Annotated in this window: 13 protein-coding genes; 6 read left to right on the plus strand and 7 right to left on the minus strand. The window is 73.6% G+C overall.

All coding sequences use genetic code 11. From position 1 onward, the window contains the following. The first annotated feature begins 20 nt into the window (after positions 1-20). Positions 21-1,223 (plus strand): sugar efflux transporter, encoded by a 1,203-nt coding sequence (locus tag O7622_RS21685; RefSeq protein WP_282310020.1) that lies wholly within the window; start codon positions 21-23, stop codon positions 1,221-1,223. 12 nt (positions 1,224-1,235) lie between these two features. On the opposite strand, the gene O7622_RS21690 is transcribed toward O7622_RS21685, so the two are convergent. Next, the gene (locus O7622_RS21690; protein ID WP_282310021.1) at positions 1,236-1,886 is read right to left on the minus strand and encodes a class I SAM-dependent methyltransferase; all 651 of its coding nucleotides are present in this window, start codon (positions 1,884-1,886) and stop codon (positions 1,236-1,238) included. A 181-nt stretch (positions 1,887-2,067) separates the two neighbouring features. On the opposite strand from O7622_RS21690, the gene O7622_RS21695 reads away from it, so the two are divergent. Both O7622_RS21695 and O7622_RS21700 read left to right on the plus strand, forming a co-directional pair. After that, the gene (locus O7622_RS21695; RefSeq protein ID WP_013286814.1) at positions 2,068-2,298 is read left to right on the plus strand and encodes a DUF2188 domain-containing protein; all 231 of its coding nucleotides are present in this window, start codon (positions 2,068-2,070) and stop codon (positions 2,296-2,298) included. A 236-nt stretch (positions 2,299-2,534) separates the two neighbouring features. Further along, positions 2,535-8,000 carry a carboxyl transferase domain-containing protein gene (locus O7622_RS21700; protein ID WP_282310022.1) on the plus strand — a complete coding sequence of 1,822 codons (5,466 nt, stop codon included), beginning with the start codon at positions 2,535-2,537 and terminating at the stop codon, positions 7,998-8,000. Positions 8,001-8,074: 74 nt separating this feature from the next. Here O7622_RS21700 and O7622_RS21705 read toward each other — a convergent pair whose 3' ends face one another. Continuing rightward, positions 8,075-8,479 carry a transcriptional repressor gene (locus tag O7622_RS21705; RefSeq protein ID WP_282310023.1) on the minus strand — a complete coding sequence of 135 codons (405 nt, stop codon included), beginning with the start codon at positions 8,477-8,479 and terminating at the stop codon, positions 8,075-8,077. Between the two features lie 229 nt (positions 8,480-8,708). On the opposite strand from O7622_RS21705, the gene O7622_RS21710 reads away from it, so the two are divergent. The 3 genes from O7622_RS21710 to O7622_RS21720 are packed head-to-tail and all read left to right on the plus strand — an operon-like array spanning position 8,709 to position 11,145. Then, positions 8,709-9,278 (plus strand): copper chaperone PCu(A)C, encoded by a 570-nt coding sequence (locus O7622_RS21710; protein WP_282310024.1) that lies wholly within the window; start codon positions 8,709-8,711, stop codon positions 9,276-9,278. After that, positions 9,275-10,492 (plus strand): Dyp-type peroxidase, encoded by a 1,218-nt coding sequence (locus tag O7622_RS21715; protein WP_282310025.1) that lies wholly within the window; start codon positions 9,275-9,277, stop codon positions 10,490-10,492. The genes O7622_RS21710 and O7622_RS21715 overlap by 4 nt, the downstream gene beginning before the upstream one ends. A 20-nt stretch (positions 10,493-10,512) precedes the next feature. Further along, positions 10,513-11,145, plus strand: a complete 633-nt coding sequence (locus O7622_RS21720; RefSeq protein WP_282310026.1) for a copper resistance CopC family protein — start codon at positions 10,513-10,515, stop codon at positions 11,143-11,145. A gap of 129 nt (positions 11,146-11,274) precedes the next feature. Here O7622_RS21720 and O7622_RS21725 read toward each other — a convergent pair whose 3' ends face one another. From O7622_RS21725 to O7622_RS21745, 5 genes are all read right to left on the minus strand, one after another. Next, complete coding sequence (locus O7622_RS21725) at positions 11,275-12,264, minus strand: LacI family DNA-binding transcriptional regulator (RefSeq protein ID WP_282310027.1); 990 nt, start codon at positions 12,262-12,264, stop codon at positions 11,275-11,277. Between the two features lie 171 nt (positions 12,265-12,435). Next, positions 12,436-13,938: an L-arabinose isomerase gene (araA, locus tag O7622_RS21730; protein WP_282310028.1), complete on the minus strand. Its 1,503-nt coding sequence runs from the start codon at positions 13,936-13,938 to the stop codon at positions 12,436-12,438. Between the two features lie 26 nt (positions 13,939-13,964). After that, a complete protein-coding gene (gene yjfF, locus O7622_RS21735) occupies positions 13,965-14,957 on the minus strand; it encodes a galactofuranose ABC transporter, permease protein YjfF (RefSeq protein WP_282310029.1) in 993 nt (330 codons plus the stop codon). After that, positions 14,954-16,024 carry an ABC transporter permease gene (locus tag O7622_RS21740; protein ID WP_282310030.1) on the minus strand — a complete coding sequence of 357 codons (1,071 nt, stop codon included), beginning with the start codon at positions 16,022-16,024 and terminating at the stop codon, positions 14,954-14,956. Before O7622_RS21740 ends, yjfF begins: the two co-directional genes overlap by 4 nt. Further along, positions 16,021-17,562, minus strand: a complete 1,542-nt coding sequence (locus O7622_RS21745; protein WP_282310031.1) for a sugar ABC transporter ATP-binding protein — start codon at positions 17,560-17,562, stop codon at positions 16,021-16,023. The genes O7622_RS21740 and O7622_RS21745 overlap by 4 nt, the downstream gene beginning before the upstream one ends. Positions 17,563-17,632: the final 70 nt, after the last annotated feature.

The following is a 17,632-nucleotide window of genomic DNA, read 5'->3' on the forward strand; positions in this document are numbered from 1 at the left end:
CGCGGCGTACAGTCCGCCGCATGGCTGTGGACACGAGGCCGGCGGTGCGCGCCGGCCGATTCCGGCTGCTCCCGCTGGGCGTGGTCTTCCTGACAGTCGGTCTGTCCACCGCCGTGGTGCTGCCGTTCCTGTCGCTGTTCCTCGACCGCGAGGTCCACGCCAGTCCGTTGCGGGTGACCGTGTTCCTGGTCGTCGCCCCGCTGTCCGGGGTGGTCGCCTCCGCGCTGATCGGCCGGCTGTCGGACCGCCTGCCGATCCGGCGCGCGCTTCTCGTCGGCGCCGCGCTGGCCGGAGTGGTCGGCGCGGGGACGACCGCGTACGTCCGCGACTACTGGATCCTGCTGGGGCTGACCGCGACAGCCACGGCGCTGGCGAACTCGCTGTTCCCGCAGTCGTTCGCGTACACCCGGGCGCTGTTCGACAGGGACGATCCGGGGCGGGCCGCGTTCGGCGTCAGCCTCATGCGTACCGTGTTCTCGCTGGCCTGGGTGGCCGGGCCGGCGCTGGCCGCGGTGCTGCTCGACGTCGGCGGCTTCCGCCTGGTCTACGGCGTGGCCGCCGTCATGTACGCGCTGGCCGCGCTGGTGGCCGCGTTCCGGCTGGAGGCGCTTCCGCTGCCGGCACGGCCGGTCGCGGGCGATCCGGACGGCGCGGCGCCCGGCCCGCCCGGCGCGTCCCGGCTGCGGCTGGCGCTGACGGCGCTCGCGTTCGTCCTGCTCCAGTGCCCGCTGACGCTCGCCGTGCAGGCGCTGCCGCTGTTCATCGACGCCGAACTGGACGACGACCCCTCCCGCGCCGGGCTGGTGCTGGGCATGTGCGCGGCGCTGGAGATCCCGCTGATGCTCGGGTTGGGCGCGCTGACCGCGCGGGTCCGCCTGCGGCCGCTGATCCTGGTGGGCGGCGCCTGCGGGGTCGCCTACTACGCGACCGCCGCGACGGCGCCGGGTGTGGCGGTCCTGTTGCTCGCGCAGCCGGTGAACGCGCTGTTCATCGCCGCGGTGTCCGGCGTCGGCATCGCCTACGTGCAGGATCTGCTGCCGGGCGAGCCGGGCCGGGCCACCACGCTGTTCACCAACACGTTCCCGATCGGCGCCATGCTCGCCGGGCCGCTGCTCGGGCTCTCCGCCCAGGTCGGCTACCGGTGGGCGTACGGCATGAGCACCGCGCTGTGCGCGGCCGGGCTGCTGGTGCTGCTGCTGACCCGGCCGCGGGCGCGGGCCTGACCGGCGCGGCGGTCAGCGGCGCCGCACCAGCACCACGTGGTCGACCAGCTCGCCGGTCTGTCCGTCCGGGCCGGTGGCGGTGCGGCTCGCCGCGCCCAGCCGCTCGGTGTCCCAGCCGTCCGGGTCGAGGCTCATCGCGGTCAGGATCTCCTCCGGGCGGGCGAACCGGTGGTGGCCGGTGTCGGGCCCGGCCCAGGGCGGCGGCGCGCCGTGCTCGACGACGAGCAGCCGGCCGCCGGGCGCGACCGCCTCGGCCGCCGGGGGCAGCATCTTCTCCCGGGGCAGGACCAGCGGCGACTGGAAGAACTGCGCGGACACCAGGTCGTACCGGCCGGGCGGGAAGCCCTGGGTCAGGTCGTGCCGGACGGGGGTGATCCGGTCCGCCACCCCGGCGCGCTCGGCCTCGACGGTGAGCCGGTCCAGCGCGACGGACGAGATGTCCACGGCGGTGACCCGCCATCCCTTCGACGCCAGCCACACCGCGTCGCCGCCCTCGCCCGAGCCCAGGTCGAGCACGGTGCCCGGCGGCAGCACGCCGGCGACCTCGGCCAGGACCGGGTTGACCCGGCCGCTCCAGATCCGGTCCCGCTGGCCGTACCGCTCGTCCCAGAACCGGGCCGGGTCGGTGTCCGCCGCCGGGTGCTCGTGGTGGTGCCCCGTCATGTCTGCCTCCTCGCCGCCGGACCTCTGGTGTCCGGGCCCCGCCATCGTGCGTCGCCGCCGATGGGACAGCAAGGAGCCTTGCCGTTCCGGCAAACCAAACCACTGAGCGACCGCAGGATTAGCGCACCGCACCCGTGGGCAGACATTTGTCATCAGGCACGCGACAGAGGGAGCTGACGGCATGGCGAAGGGCGACATCGACACCTACCAGCAGGACGGGCAGTGGAAGAACCGCCCGGAGGGCAACGAGCGCGCGACCAGCCGCCACGACACCAAGGCGGAGGCCGAGGCGGCCGGCCGGGAGATGGCGGCCGAGCGCGGCGCCGAGCACGTGATCAAGAAGCAGGACGGCACGATCGGCGAGAAGAACACGTACCCCCGCAGCCGCGACCCCCGGGAGATCCCGGGCTGAGGAAGACGGCGCAGGCACGCTACGGTGCCGGACCCGCTCGGGTCCGGCGCCGTATCGCGTACCGGCGGGTAGTGAGTGGCAGGCTAAAAACTTTTGTTCGGTTCCTACAACGGTCCCCGCTCAGGCTTCGGCCGTTACGATATGGCGCCGCCCGCGCGCAGCCGGAAAGGTGAGGCGAGCCGGGGGCATCGCCGCGCCCGGCGCGCCACCGTGGGTCAACCGAAGGGGACGGTCACGTGTTCACCCGTGTCGCCATCGTCAACCGTGGTGAGGCCGCGATGCGGCTCATCCACGCGGTCCGGGAACTGGCCGCGGAGACCGGCAGCCGGATCGAGACCGTCGCGCTGTACACCGACGTCGACCGTACCGCCACCTTCGTCCGCGAGGCGGACGTCGCCTACGACCTGGGCCCCGCGTCCGCCCGCCCGTACCTCGACCTCAAGGCCCTGGAGCGCGCGCTGGTCGAGACCGGCGCGGACGCCGCGTGGGTGGGCTGGGGTTTCGTGGCCGAGGACCCGGCGTTCGCCGAACTGTGCGAGAAGATCGGCGTGACGTTCGTCGGGCCGAGCCCGGACGCCATGCGCAAGCTCGGCGACAAGATCGGCGCGAAGCTGATCGCCGAGGAGGTCGGCGTGCCGGTCGCGCCGTGGAGCCGCGGCGCCGTGGAGAGCCTGGAGGACGCGCTACGCGCGGCGGCCTCGATCGGCTACCCGCTGATGCTCAAGGCGACAGCCGGTGGCGGCGGGCGCGGCATCCGGGTGATCCGCAGCGACGCCGAACTGGCCGACGCCTACGAGCGCACCAGCCAGGAGGCGGCGCGGGCGTTCGGCAGCGGCGTGGTGTTCCTGGAGCGCCTGGTCACCGGCGCCCGGCACGTCGAGGTCCAGGTGATCGCCGACGGTCAGGACACCGCGTGGGCGCTCGGCGTCCGGGACTGCTCGGTGCAGCGGCGCAACCAGAAGGTGATCGAGGAGTCAGCGTCACCGGTGCTGAGCCCGGAGCAGACCGCGGAGCTGAAGGCGTCGGCGGAGCGGCTGGCGGTCGCCGTCGGCTACCGGGGCGCGGCCACGGTCGAGTTCCTCTACCACCCGGGCGACCGGCTGTTCGCCTTCCTGGAGGTGAACACGCGCCTGCAGGTCGAGCACCCGATCACCGAGTCCACCACCGGGTTCGACCTGGTCAAGGCGCAGCTACACGTGGCCGGCGGCGGGCGCCTGACCGGTGAGCCGCCGGTCGAGCGCGGGCACGCGATCGAGGCCCGGCTCAACGCCGAGGACCCGGACCGCGACTTCGCGCCCTCCCCCGGCCGGATCACCCGGCTCGACCTGCCCGCCGGGCCGGGCATCCGGGTCGACACCGGGGTCAGCGAGGGCGACACCATCCCGGCCGACTTCGACTCCATGATCGCGAAGATCATCGCGTACGGCCGGGACCGGGACGAGGCGCTGGGCCGCCTGCGCCGGGCGATGGCGAACACCACCGTGGTCATCGCCGGCGGCGCGACGAACAAGAGCTTCGTGCTCGACCTGCTCGACCAGCCCGAGGTGATCGACGCCAGCGCTGACACCGGCTGGATCGACCGGGTGCGCGGCGAGGGCCGCCTGATCACGCACCGGCACTCCGCCGTCGCGCTGGCGGCAGCCGCGATCGAGGCGTACGAGGAGGACGAGACCGCCGAGCGGCAGCGGCTACTGTCCACCGCGGCCGGTGGACGGCCGCAGGTGCAGCACCGCAGCGGCCGGCCGCTGGACCTGAAGCTGCGCGGCGTGACCTACCGGATGCGGGTGGCCCGGGTCGGCGCGCACCGGTTCCGGGTCGGTGTCGAGACCGGTGGCGACGTCCGCACCGCCGACGTCGAGCTGGACCGCTTCGACCGGCACACCGGCCAGATCGCCGTCAACGGCGCCCGGTTCCGCCTGCTCACCGACACCCACGGCCCGGTCCACCTGGTCGAGGTGGACGGCGTGACGCACCGGATCAGCCGCGACGAGGGCGGCGTGCTGCGCTCCCCCATGCCGGCGCTCGTGGTCGCCACGCCGCTCACCGTCGGCGCGGAGGTCGAGGCCGGCGCGCCGGTGCTGGTGCTGGAGGCGATGAAGATGGAGACGGTGCTGCGGGCGCCGTTCCGGGCCCGCCTCAAGGAGTCGTCGGTCGCGGTGGGCACCCAGGTCGAGGCCGGAGCGCCGCTGCTGCGCCTGGAGCCGGTCGCGGAGGACGACGCCGAGGCGGCCGCCGGGCCGGCCGGACCGGCTGTCGAGCTGGACCTGCCCACGGCGCCCGCCGACGTGCCCGCGCGGTCCCGCGCCGAGCGCGGCCAGGAGGACCTCTGCTCGTTGCTGCTCGGCTACGACGTCGACCCGCACGACGAGCGCCGGGTGCTCGACGACTACCTGGACGCGCGGCGGGCGGCCACCGAGGCCGGGCACCGGCCGCTGGCCGAGGAACTGGAACTGGTGAACGTCTTCGCCGACCTGGCCGAGCTGAGCCGTAACCGGCCCGGCGGCGACGACGGGCCGAGCGGGCACGTGCACAGCGCCCGCGAGTACTTCCACACCTACCTGCAGAGCCTCGACGTCGAGCGGGCCAATTCCCCGGAGTCGTTCCGGGCCCGCCTGGCCAAGGCGCTCGCCCACTACGGCGTCACCGAACTGGACCGCTCCCCCGAGCTGGAGGCCGCGGTCTTCCGGATCTTCCTGGCCCAGCAGCGGGCCGCCGCCGACGCCACGGTGATCGCCGCGCTGCTGCGCTCCTGGCTGCGCGAGCCGCCGCCGGACGAGGCGCTGCGCGAGCCGGCCGGTCTCACGCTGGAACGCCTCGTCGCGGCCACCCAGGTCCGCTTCCCGGTCGTCGCCGACCTGGCCCGGGGCTTGGTGTTCGCCTGGTTCGCCCAGCCGCTGCTGCGCCGCAACCGGGCCCGCGTCTACGCCCAGGTCCGCACCCACCTGCGGTACCTCGACACGCAGCCGGACGCGCCGGACCGCGCCGAGCGGATCGCGGAGATGGTGCGCAGCACCGAACCGCTGGTCCGGCTGCTCGGTCAGCGCCTGGTCCGCAACGACCTGGACAACGCGGCCATGCTGGAGGTGCTGACCCGCCGGTACTACGGCAACAAGGCGCTCACGGAGGTCCGCACCCGCACCGCCGGTGGCTGCACGTTCGTGGTGGCCGGGCGGGACGGGTCGAGTGTCGTCTCGGCCGCCGTCCGCTTCGACGCGCTCGGCGACGCGCTGCGCGGGCTGGCCGAGGTGGCCCGGGACTGCGAGGCCGTCGACGCGGACGTCTACCTGGCGTGGGAGAACCAGCCCGAGGACCTGGACGCCGCCGCCGCCGCGCTGCTGGAGGTGGTGAACGCGCACCCGCTGCCGCAGCAGGTACGCCGCCTCACCACCACCGTCGCCGGGCGCGGCGGCGCGGTGATGCACCACCACGTCACGTTCCGTCCGGCCGAGGGCGGCGGGATGGCCGAGGAGCGGCTGATCCGCGGCCTGCACCCGTACATCGCGCAGCGGATGCAACTGGAACGGCTGCGCGAGTTCGACCTGACCCGGCTGCCCTCGTTGGACGAGGAGGTCTACCTGTTCCAGGCGGTCGCCCGGCAGAACCCGTCCGACCAGCGGCTGGTGGCGTTCGCGCAGGTGCGTGACCTGACCGGGTTGCGGGAGCAGGACGGCCGGCTGGTGGCGCTGCCGACCACCGAGGACACGGTGGCGGCCTGCATCGACTCGATCCGCCGGGCGCAGTCGCGGCGGCCGTCGAAGTCGCGGTTCCCGACCAACCGGATCGTCGTCTACGTGTGGCCGCCGAGCGAGCTGACCCGCGAGGAGATGGAGCTGATCGCCGGGCGGGTGCGCCCGACCACTGTGGGCGCCGAACTGGAGGAGATCCTGTTCATCGCGCGGCAGCGCGACCGCCGTACCGGCGAGCTGACCAAGGTGGGCGTGCGGATCACGTTCGACGTGACCGGGCACGCGCGGCTGACGGTGGGCGAGCCGCCGGCCGAGCCGGTCGAGCCGCTTGACGACTACCGGCTGAAGGTGCTGCGGGCGGCCGGCCGCAACACGGTGTACCCGTACGAGCTGACCGGCCTGCTGGGCGACTTCGTCGAGCACGACCTGGACACCGACCACCGGCTCGTGCCGGTGGACCGGCCGAAGGGCCGCAACACGGCGGCGATCGTGGCCGGTGTGGTCACCACGCCGACTCCGCGGCATCCGCAGGGCGTGACCCGGGTGGTGCTGCTCGGCGACCCGACCAAGTCGCTCGGCGCGCTGTCCGAGCCGGAGTGCCGGCGGGTGATCGCCGCGCTGGACCTGGCGCAGCGGATGGGCGTGCCGCTGGAGTGGTACGCGCTGTCCGCCGGGGCCCGGATCTCGATGACCTCCGGCACCGAGAACATGGACTGGGTGGCCGCGGCGCTCAAGCGCATCGTCGAGTTCACCCAGGACGGCGGTGAGGTCAACATCGTGGTGGCGGGCATCAACGTCGGCGCCCAGCCGTACTGGAACGCCGAGGCGACGATGCTCATGCACACCAAGGGCGTGCTGGTCATGACGCCGGACTCGGCGATGGTGCTCACCGGCAAGCAGTCGCTCGACTTCTCCGGCGGCGTCTCGGCCGAGGACAACTTCGGCATCGGCGGCTACGACCGGGTGATGGGCCCGAACGGGCAGGCGCAGTACTGGGCGCCGGACCTGCCGGCCGCGCGGGACGTGCTGATGGCGCACTACGACCACACGTACGTCGCACCGGGCGAGGACGCGCCGCGCCGGGCCGTCACGATCGACCCGGTGGACCGGGACATCTGCGGCTACCCGCACGCGGTGGCCGGCAGCGACTTCGCCACGGTGGGCGAGATCTTCTCCGCCACCGCGAACCCGGACCGGAAGAAGCCGTTCGACATCCGTACCGTGATGCGGGCGCTCGCCGACCAGGACCACCCGGTGCTGGAACGGTGGGCCGGCATGGCCGACGCGGAGACGGCGGTGGTGCAGGACGTGCACCTCGGCGGCATCCCGGTGTGCCTGCTCGGCATCGAGTCCCGCTCGGTGCCCCGGCACGGCTTCCCGCCCACCGACGGCCCGGACACGTACACCGCGGGCACGTTGTTCCCGCGCTCGTCGAAGAAGGCCGCGCGGGCGATCAACGCGGCCAGCGGCAACCGGCCGCTGGTCGTGCTCGCCAACCTCTCCGGCTTCGACGGCTCGCCCGAGTCCATGCGCAAGCTGCAACTGGAGTACGGCGCGGAGATCGGCCGGGCGATCGTCAACTTCCGCGGCCCGATCGTGTTCTGCGTGATCTCGCGCTACCACGGCGGCGCGTTCGTGGTGTTCTCCAAGGCACTCAACCCGGACATGACGGTGCTGGCGATCGAGGGGTCGTTCGCCTCGGTGCTCGGTGGCGCGCCCGCCGCCGCCGTGGTGTTCGCCGGCGAGGTCGCCGCCCGTACGGCCGCCGATCCCCGGGTACGCGACCTGGAGGCGAAGGTCGCCGCCGCGGCCGGCACCGAGCGGGCGACGCTCACCGCCGAGCTGGACGAGCTGCGCTCGTCGGTGCGGGCGGAGAAGCTGGGCGAGGTGGCCGCCGAGTTCGACCGGGTGCACAGCATCCAGCGCGCGGTCGAGGTCGGTTCGGTCGACGCGGTGGTCCGCGCCGCCGAGCTGCGTCCCCGCGTCATCGAGGCGATCGGAGCGCGCCTGCGCTGACACGTTCCACCACCGGAGGGCGAGCGCGGGCGACTGCTGCACGCCGCGGGCGGGTCACCGCCCGCGGCGGCGGCTCAGGCGGCGCAGCGGTCGCAGGTGCCGAAGATCTCCAGGGTGTGCCCGACGTCGGTGAAGCCGTGCTGCGCGGCGACCTGGTCGGCCCACCGCTCCACGGCCGGGCCGGCCACCTCCACGGCCCGGCCGCAGCGGCGGCAGACCAGGTGGTGGTGATGGCGGCTCTGGCTGCAGCGGCGGTAGCGGTGCTCGCCGCCGGGCAGCCGCGCCGAGTCGATCTCGCCGTTGTCGACGAGCATCTGGAGCGTCCGGTACACCGTGGTGAGGCCGACCTTCGCCTGCCGCTGGACGAGCATCTGGTGCAGCTGCTGCGCGCTGTGGAAGCTGTCCAACTCCCGCAGCAGCGCCAGCACCTCGGCGCGCTGACGGGTGTTGCGGGTCGCCCCGGTCGTCGCCTGGGTCACCGTCGCCTCCCTCCTCCGGGCGCCCGCCCGGCACCCTCGTCCGGCCGCGGCCGCGCCCGGCGCGCCACGTGACACCCGGAACCATTATGCCTTCCGGGCGCACCGCCGATCCCGGGTCCGCGACGGCCCGCCGCCCGGGGTGTGACATGCCCGACCGACCCGGCCGGAACTATCCGGCGTACCGCGCCGACAAACGGTACGAACACCGGATCTTCGAGGGGACGACGTCATGTCCAGCACCACCAGCCGCCGGTTCCTGCGCCCGGCGGCCCTGATCGGCGCCGCCGTGCTCGCCGCGTCGGTCACCGCCTGCGGGTCCGCCGGCACGCCGTCCGCCGCCACGCCGGCCTCGACCTCGGCCCCGGCGTCGGCCCCGGCGAGCGCGGCGGCGGGCGTGCTCACCGTCCGCGACCCGTGGGTGAAGGCCGCCGACAAGGGCATGACCGCCGCGTTCGCCACGCTCGCCAACGACGGCGACACCGACGTCACGATCACCGGCGTGACCACCGGCGTGTCCCGGGCCGAGATCCACGAGATGGCCATGACCGACGGGAAGATGGCGATGCGGCAGAAGCAGGGCGGCGTCGTGGTCGCCGCCCGCTCCCAGGCCGCCCTGGAACCCGGCGGCGACCATCTGATGCTGATGGACCTGACCCGCCCGGTGCGGGCCGGCGACCAGCTCGACATCACGCTCACCTTCGCCGACGGGCGGACCCAGACGTTCACCGCCGTGGCGAAGCCGTTCACCGGCGCCCAGGAGAGCTACGCGCCCGGACACGGCGCGAGCCCCGCGTCATGACCGGCAGGCGGGTGAGCCGGCGCGGCCTGCTCACCGGCGGCGCGATGGCCGCCGGGGGCGCGCTGGCCGGCGCCGGCGCCCTCACCGCCGTCCGTTCCGGCTCTCCCCGGGTACGTTCCGACGAGACCGTCCCGGTGGCCCAGGTGGGCAGCGCTGTCGAGCCGTTCCACGGTGCCCGGCAGTCCGGGGTCACCACCGACCCGCAGGCGCACGCGGCGTTCGTCGCGTTCACGCTGCGCCCCGGCACCGACCGGGCGGCGCTCGGGCGGATGCTGCGGCTGCTCTCCGACGACGCGGCCCGGCTCACCCAGGGCCGCCCCGCGCTGGCCGACACCGAGCCGGAACTGAGCGTGCTGCCGGCCCGGCTGACGGTCACGTTCGGCTTCGGTCCCGGGCTCTACGCCGCCGCCGGGCTCGACGACAGGCGGCCCGCCTCGGTGACCGAGCTTCCGGCGTTCGGCATCGACCGGCTGCAACCCCGCTGGTCCGGCGGGGACCTGCTGCTGCAGATCTGCGCCGACGACCCGCTCACCGTCGCCCACGCCCAGCGGGTCCTGGTCAAGGACAGTCGCCCGTTCGCCGTCGTCCGCTGGGTGCAGCAGGGCTTCCGCCGGGCGGCCGGCGCCGAGCCGGGGCGTACCCAGCGCAACCTGTTCGGGCAGCTCGACGGCACCGCCAACCCGGAGCCCGGCACGCCCGCGGACACGGCGGTGTGGGTGACCGGCGGACCGGACTGGCTGCGGGACTCGACCACGCTCGTGGTGCGGCGGATCAGCATGAACCTGGAGACCTGGGACCTGCTGGGCCGCGCCGACCGGGAACTCGCCGCAGGGCGGCGCCTCGACACCGGCGCGCCGCTGACCGGCCGGGCCGAACACGACGAGCCGGACTTCGCCGCGCTCGGCCCGGACGGGCTCACCGTCATCCCCGACTTCTCGCACCTGACCCGCGCCCGCGTCACCGGCGACCGGCAGAAGATCCTGCGCCGGCCCTACAACTACGACGGCGTGCCGACTCCCGAGGGCAACGCCGACAGCGGGCTCGTCTTCGCCTCCTACCAGGCCGACATCGCCCGCCAGTTCCTGCCCGTCCAACGCCGGCTCGCCGAGCGCGACCTGCTCAACGAGTGGACCACCCCGATCGGCTCCGCCGTGTTCGCCGTACCGCCCGGCTGCCCCGAGGGCGGCTGGATCGGCTCGCCACTGCTCGGCTGACCAGCACAGGAAGGCGCGTCATGCGTACCCGTTCCGTCACCGCGCTGCTCGCCGCGGTCCTCACCGCGCTGCTGCTGGTCCCGGCCGCGCCCGCGGCGGCGCACAACTCGCTCCAGGAGGCCACGCCGGCGCGCGACGCCCGGCTCACCGCCGCGCCCACGCAGGTCACGCTGCGGTTCCTGCAACGGCTGAACCCCTCCTTCACCACCATCGCGGTCAGCGACGCGGCCCAGCGCACGGTGCCCACCTCCGCACCGGCTGTGGACGGCACCACCGGCACGGTGACGATCGACGAGCCGCTGGCCAACGGCACCTACACGGTCGCGTACCGGGTGGTGTCCCGCGACGGCCATCCGGTCCAGGGGTCGTACCGCTTCACGGTCGCCGACCCGGCCGCGCCCGCACCGTCGGCTCCCGCCTCACCGTCGGCTCCCGCGTCGACCGGCGCGAGCACCGCGGCTGGCGCGGGCGGCACCGCGGCGTCGGGCGGCCCGGCGGACGCGGGCCGGGCGGTCGCCTCCGGGACGCGGGCCGGCGACGACGGTCCGCCGGTGGCGCTGCTGGCCGGTGGAGCGGCCGCCGGACTGGTCCTGGTCGCCGGGATCGTGCTGCTCGTCGCGCGCCGGGCGCGCGATCGTCGCTCGAATCACTGACGACTGGGCGGCGGGCCGGCAACGGCGGAGAGGACTGCGACACCGGGTGTGGGCGGACCGGCCATCGCTGTGCGCGGGCCGCGACATCCGGTACAGCGGGCCGGGAACGGGTGAGCGGGCCCGGCCGCCTCAGCGGACGGGCGGCGGGCCGACGCTGCGGCGCGGCACCAGTGTCGGCGCGATCGTCTGCCGCAGCGGCCCGGCGGTCTGCGACTCGATCTGCGCCAGCAGCAGGTCGAGACTCGCCGCGGCGACAGCGCCGAAGTCCGGCCGGACTGTGGTCAGCGGCGGGATGAAGTACGCCGCCTCGGGCACGTCGTCGAACCCGACGACGCTGATGTCGTCGGGTACGCGGCGGCCGTGCTCGTGCAGCGCCCGCAGCACGCCCAGCGCCAGGTGGTCGTTGGCGGTGAAGACGGCGGTGACCTCCGGCATCCGGGCCAGCATCTGCCCGCACCGGTAGCCCGCCGCCGCCGACCAGTCGGCCGGGACCAGCGGCGGGATCTCGGCGCCCGCCTGCCGCAGCGCCTCGTGCCACCCCTCGATGCGGCCGGCGCTGTCGAACCAGTCCGACGGGCCGGACACGTGCCACACCGTACGGTGCCCGGCGGCGAGGAGGTGCTCGGTGGCGGCCCGGGCGCCGGCGACCTGGTCGACTGTCACCAGCGGGATCGGTCGCCGCGGGTCGCCGTCGACAGTCACCAGCGGTACGTCCTGGGGCAGCCGTTCCAGCGCCTCCCCGGCGGACTCGACCGGCGCGATCACCACGATGCCGGCGACCCGGTGTGCCAGGTGCCGCTCCACGGCGGCCGAGATGGAGCGGTGGTCGAGGTCGCGGACGCTGCCGACGCTCACCGCGAAACCCGCTTCGGCGGCGGTCTGCTCCAGCGCGGCGAGCAGCGACGCCGGGCCGTAGAGCGTGGTGTTCTGCGCGACCACGCCGATCACCTGGGACCGGCCGGTCACCAGCGCGCGGGCCGCGCGGTTGGGCCGGTAGCCGAGTTCGGTGATGGCGGCCTGAACCCGCAGCCGGGTCTGCTCACGCACGTTGGGATGCCCGTTGAGCACCCGGGAGACCGTCTGGTGCGACACCCCGGCGAGGCGGGCCACGTCCGTCATCGCAGGACCGCGCACGGCCACCTCACTTTCGCCACTGCCCGCGGCCACACCCGTTCGGTCTCGACCGGACCGGCCCGGGTGGCGACAGTCTACGCCAGCGGTCCCATCGGTATCGGCGCCGTCGATCGACCGTTCCCGCCGTGGCACGGCGACTGCCATGCCCGAGGCGGCTCAGAAGCCCCGGGCGAGGCGGTAGTACGCCTGGTTCCAGCGCAGCTCGTCGGCGAAGCGGTGCGGGCGCGTCTCGGCGTCGATGACCACCAGCTCGGTGCGGGCCATCGCGGCCAGGTCGCGCAACTCCTCCACGCCGACGGCCTGGGACAGCACGGTGTGGTGCGGCGCGCCCGCGGTGATCCACGCCTCCGCCGAGCCGCCCAGGTCGGGCTGCGGGCGCCAGACCGCGCGCGCCACCGGCAGCCGGCGCAGCGGGTGCGGCGGCGGCACCACGTCCACCGCGTTGGCGACCAGCCGGAACCGCTCCCCCATGTCCGCCATGCCCAGCACGACCGCCGGGCCGGGCGCGGCGTCGAAGACCAGGCGTACCGGGTCCTCCCGCCCGCCGATGCTCAGCGGGTGCACCTCCGCGCTCGGCACGTCGGCGGCGATGCTCGGGCACACCTCCAGCATGTGCGCGCCGAGGATCAGCTCCTGGCCGGACGTCAGGTCGTAGGTGTAGTCCTCCATGAAGGAGGTGCCGCCCGGCACGCCGACGGCCATCGCCTTGAGCGTGTGCACCAGCACCGAGGTCTTCCAGTCCCCCTCGCCGCCGAAGCCGTAGCCGTCGGCCATCAGGCGCTGCACCGCGATCCCGGGGAGCTGGCGCAGCCCGCCGAGATCCTCGAAGTTCGTGGTGAAGGCCCGGAAACCGCCGGCGTCGAGGAACGCGCGCAGGCCCAGCTCCTGGCGCGCCGCGTACCGCAGCGAGTCGTGCCGGTTCCCGCCGGGCCGCAGCTCGGCGGCCACGCGGTAGGTGTCGTCGTACTCCTTGACCAGGTCGTCGACCTGCGCGTCGGGCACCTGGCCGACGGCGGCGACCAGGTCGTTGACGCCGTAGGTGTTGACCGAGACGCCGAAGCGCAGCTCCGCCTCGACCTTGTCCCCCTCGGTCACCGCGACGTCGCGCATGTTGTCGCCGAAGCGGGCCAGCCGCAGCGTCCGCACCGCCGACCAGCCGATCGCGGCGCGGGCCCAGGCCGCGACCCGCCCGACGACCCGGGGGTCGGTGACGTGCCCGGCGACGGTCTTGCGGGCCACCCCGAGCCGGGTCTGGATGAACCCGAACTCCCGGTCGCCGTGCGCGGCCTGGTTGAGGTTCATGAAGTCCATGTCGATCTCGTGCCACGGCAGCGCCACGTCGGCCTGCGTGTGCAGGTGCAGCAGCGGCGTGCGCAGCGCGTCCAGCCCGGAGATCCACATCTTGGCCGGGGAGAACGTGTGCATCCAGGCGATCACCCCGACCGCGCCCTGCGCGGCCGCGTCCCGGCAGGCGGCGAGGATGTCCGCGCTGGAGGTGAGGACCGGCTTCCAGACCACGCGTACGGGGATGTCCGGCGACTCGTCCAGGCGCGCGGCGATCTGCCGGGACTGCTCGGCGACCTGCCGCAGGGTGTCCTCGCCGTAGAGGCCCTGGCTGCCGGTGAGGAACCAGACCTCGGGCTGGGGGTGAGTTGCCATGTCGTCGCCTTCCGCGCTAGGAACCGTCACTTGAACCGGATGCCGATGAGGCGCTGGAGGAGGATGAACGCGAACAGCAGGCCACCGATCACGATCTTGGTCCACCAGGAGTTGAGGCTGCCGTCGAACGTGATCAGCGTCTGGATCACGCCCAGCACCAGCACGCCGAGCACGGTGCCGAAGACGTACCCGGAACCGCCGGTGAGCACGGTGCCGCCGATCACCACGGCGGCGATCACGTCCAGCTCCATCCCGACGGCGATCAGCGGCGCGCCGGAGAGCGTGTAGAACGACAGCAGGATGCCGCCGATCGCCGAGCAGAGCCCGCTGATCGTGTAGACGGCGATCCGGGTCCGCGCCACCGGCAGGCCCATCAGCAGCGCCGACTGCGCGTTGCCGCCGACCGCGTACACGTTGCGGCCGAACCGGGTGTACGCCAGCGCGTACGCCGCGATCAGCACCACCGCGAACGCGATCAGCACGCTGATCGACACGAAGTTGCCGGCCGGGTCGCCGACGCGCTGCTGCGACATCGACGTCCAGAAACCGTCGGTGATGGAGATCGAGGCGTCGCTGATGAACGTGCACATGCCCCGGGCGAAGAACATCCCGGCGAGTGTCACGATGAACGGCTGGATCTCGAAGAAGTGGATCGCGCAGCCCATCAGGAATCCGAGCGTCGGGCCGATCAGCAGCGCGATCACCAGCACCAGGGCCGCGGGCAGGCCGTCGCGCAGCAGCGCGGCCGACACCATCGCGGTCATCGCCACCACCGAGCCGACGGACAGGTCGATGCCGCCGGTGAGGATCACGAACGTCATGCCGACCGCGACGACGAGCAGGAAGCCGTTGTCGATGAAGACGTTGAAGACGACCTGGACGTTGGAGAAGGCGCGGTACTGGGACACGCCGATGCCGTACATGACCAGCAGCAGGGCGAGCGTGGCCAGCACCGGGACGTGCCGGCGGGGCAGGCTGGGCCGCCAGGACCGGCCGGTGGTCAACGACGTGCTGCTCATGCCGGCACCTGCTCCTTCTCCCGCTGCGGGGCCGCCGGGCCGGGTTCGGCGCCGTGCCGTCGCCGGCGCAGCCGGGCCCGGAACGCCGGGGCCTGGACGAGGCAGACGGCAATGACGACGACCGCCTTGAACAGCAGCGACGTCTGCGGCGAGATGTTCATCGCGTACACGGTGGTGGTCAGGGTCTGGATGATCAGCGCGCCGAGGACGGTGCCGCCGAGGGAGAACCGGCCGCCGGCCAGTGAGGTGCCGCCGATGACGACCGCCAGGATCGCGTCGAGTTCGATCCACAGGCCGGCGGCGTTGCCGTCGGCGCTGGAGACGTTCGCGGTGACCATGAAACCGGCGAGCGCGGCGCAGACGGCGCTGATCACGTAGACGAGGAAGACGATGCGCCGCGACCGGATGCCGGCGAGCCGGCTGGCCTCGGCGTTGCCGCCGACCGACTCGACGATCAGCCCGAGCGCCGTGCGGCGGGTGAACGCGGCCACGAGCAGCGCGGCGGCGAGCGCGATCAGGATGGCCAGCGGCAGCGTCAGGAGGTGCCCGAGCCCGATCGCCCGGTACGGACCGGAGTTGATCGTGATGATCTGGCCCTCGGTGACCAGCTGGGCGATGCCCCGCCCGGCCACCATGAGGATCAGCGTGGCGATGATCGGCTGGATGCCGATGACCGCCACGAGTATCCCGTTCCAGGCGCCGAGCACGAGCGCGGCGCCGAAGGCCAGGGCCAGCGCGGTGGCCACCGTGGCCGGGCTGTTCTGGTCGGCCGCCCCGCTGATGTGCAGGCAGGCGATCGCGCCGCTGATCGCGCAGAGCGAGCCGACGGACAGGTCGATGCCGCCGGTGGCGATGACGAGCGTCATCCCGAGCGCGACCAGGATCAGCGGCGCGCTCAGCCGGAGGATGTCGATCGGCGTGCCGTACAGGTGGCCGTTCTTGACCTCGACGGCGAGGAAGCCGGGACGGTGGACGGTGTTCGCGGCGATCATGACCATGAGCACGAGCGCCGGCCAGAACAGGCGGTGGCCGGTCAGCGGGCGGAGGCGGTCGGCGACGGCGGTCACGGGGTCACCTCCTCCCGGGGCGTTCCACCGGCGATGGTGCGCATGACGCGGTCGGCGTCGAGCGTGTCGTCGTTGTCGAGCTGGGCGACCATCTCCCGGTCGCGCATGACCGCGACCCGGTGGCTCAGGCGCAGCACCTCCTCCAGCTCGGCGGAGATGAACAGCACCGCCATGCCGCCGTCGGAGAGCCGCACCACCAGCTTCTGGATCTCGGCCTTGGCGCCGACGTCGATGCCGCGGGTCGGCTCGTCCAGGATCAGCAGGCGCGGCTCGGTGATCAGCCAGCGGGCCAGCAGCACCTTCTGCTGGTTGCCGCCGGACAGGTTGCGCACCGGCAGTTCCGGGTTGGCCGGGCGGATGCTCAGCGCCTCGACGTACTTGCGGACCAGTTCGTCCTGGCGGCGGCGCGGGATCGGGCGCAGCCAGCCGCGTGCGGCCTGCATCGCCAGGATCATGTTCTCCCGTACCGTCAGCTCCGGGACGATGCCCTCGGCCCGGCGGTTCTCCGAGCAGAACCCGACGCCCTGGCCGATGGCCTGGATCGGGTTGCGCACCGCCGCCCGGCCGCCGTCGAGCCGGACCTGGCCGTGGTCGGCCCGGTCCGCGCCGAAGATCAGCCGCGCCACCTCGGTCCGGCCGGAGCCGAGCAGGCCGGCCAGGCCGACCACCTCGCCGGCGTGGATACGCAGGCTGAACGGGGCGACAGCGCCGTGCCGGCCGAGTTCGGTGGCGTCCACGAGCGGGGCCGCGCCGCCGGCGTCGACCGGGGCGCGCTTCTGCTGCTCGTCGAGTCGCTCCAGCACGTCCAGCTCCTGGCCGATCATCTTCTCCACCAGGCTGAACTGCGGCAGTTCCTCGGTGCGGTACTCCCCCACGAGCCTGCCGTTGCGCAGCACCGTGATCCGGTCGGCGATGCCGTAGACCTGGTCGAGGAAGTGGGTGACGAACAGGATCGCGATCCCCTCGTCACGCAGCTGCCGCATGATCCGGAACAGCTGTGCCACCTCGCCGGCGTCCAGGCTGGAGGTCGGTTCGTCCAGGATCAGCACCCGGGCCCGCACGTCGATCGCGCGGGCGATGGCGACCATCTGCTGCACCGCCAGCGAGTACGAGCCGAGCGGCGCGGCGACGTCGAGGTCGAGGTCGAGCCGGGCCAGCAGGTCGCGGGCCCGGCGGCGCATCTCGCCCCAGCGCACCGCGCCGAACCGGCGGGGTTGGCGGCCGATGAAGACGTTCTCCGCCACCGACAGGTTGGTGCAGAGGTTGACCTCCTGGAAGACGGTGCTGACACCGGCCGCGGCGGCCTGCATCGGACCGGTGAACGAGACCTGCTCGCCGCCGAGCGTGACGACGCCCGCGTCGGTCCCGTAGACGCCGGTCAACACCTTGATCAGGGTGGACTTGCCGGCGCCGTTCTCGCCCATCAGGGCGTGGACCTCGCCCGGGAACAGCCGGAAGCCGACGTCGTGCAGCGCGCGGACCCCGGGGAAGGTCTTGCTGATACCGGTCATGGTCAGGACCGGACGGTTACCCGTCATCCCATCGGACCTCTTCTTCGACGGTGGAGGTACGGGGGCCGCCGTCGGTTGCGACGGCGGCCCCCGGGTG

Source organism: Micromonospora sp. WMMD1076, assembly GCF_029581475.1.
In the GTDB taxonomy this organism is placed as follows: domain Bacteria; phylum Actinomycetota; class Actinomycetes; order Mycobacteriales; family Micromonosporaceae; genus Micromonospora; species Micromonospora aurantiaca.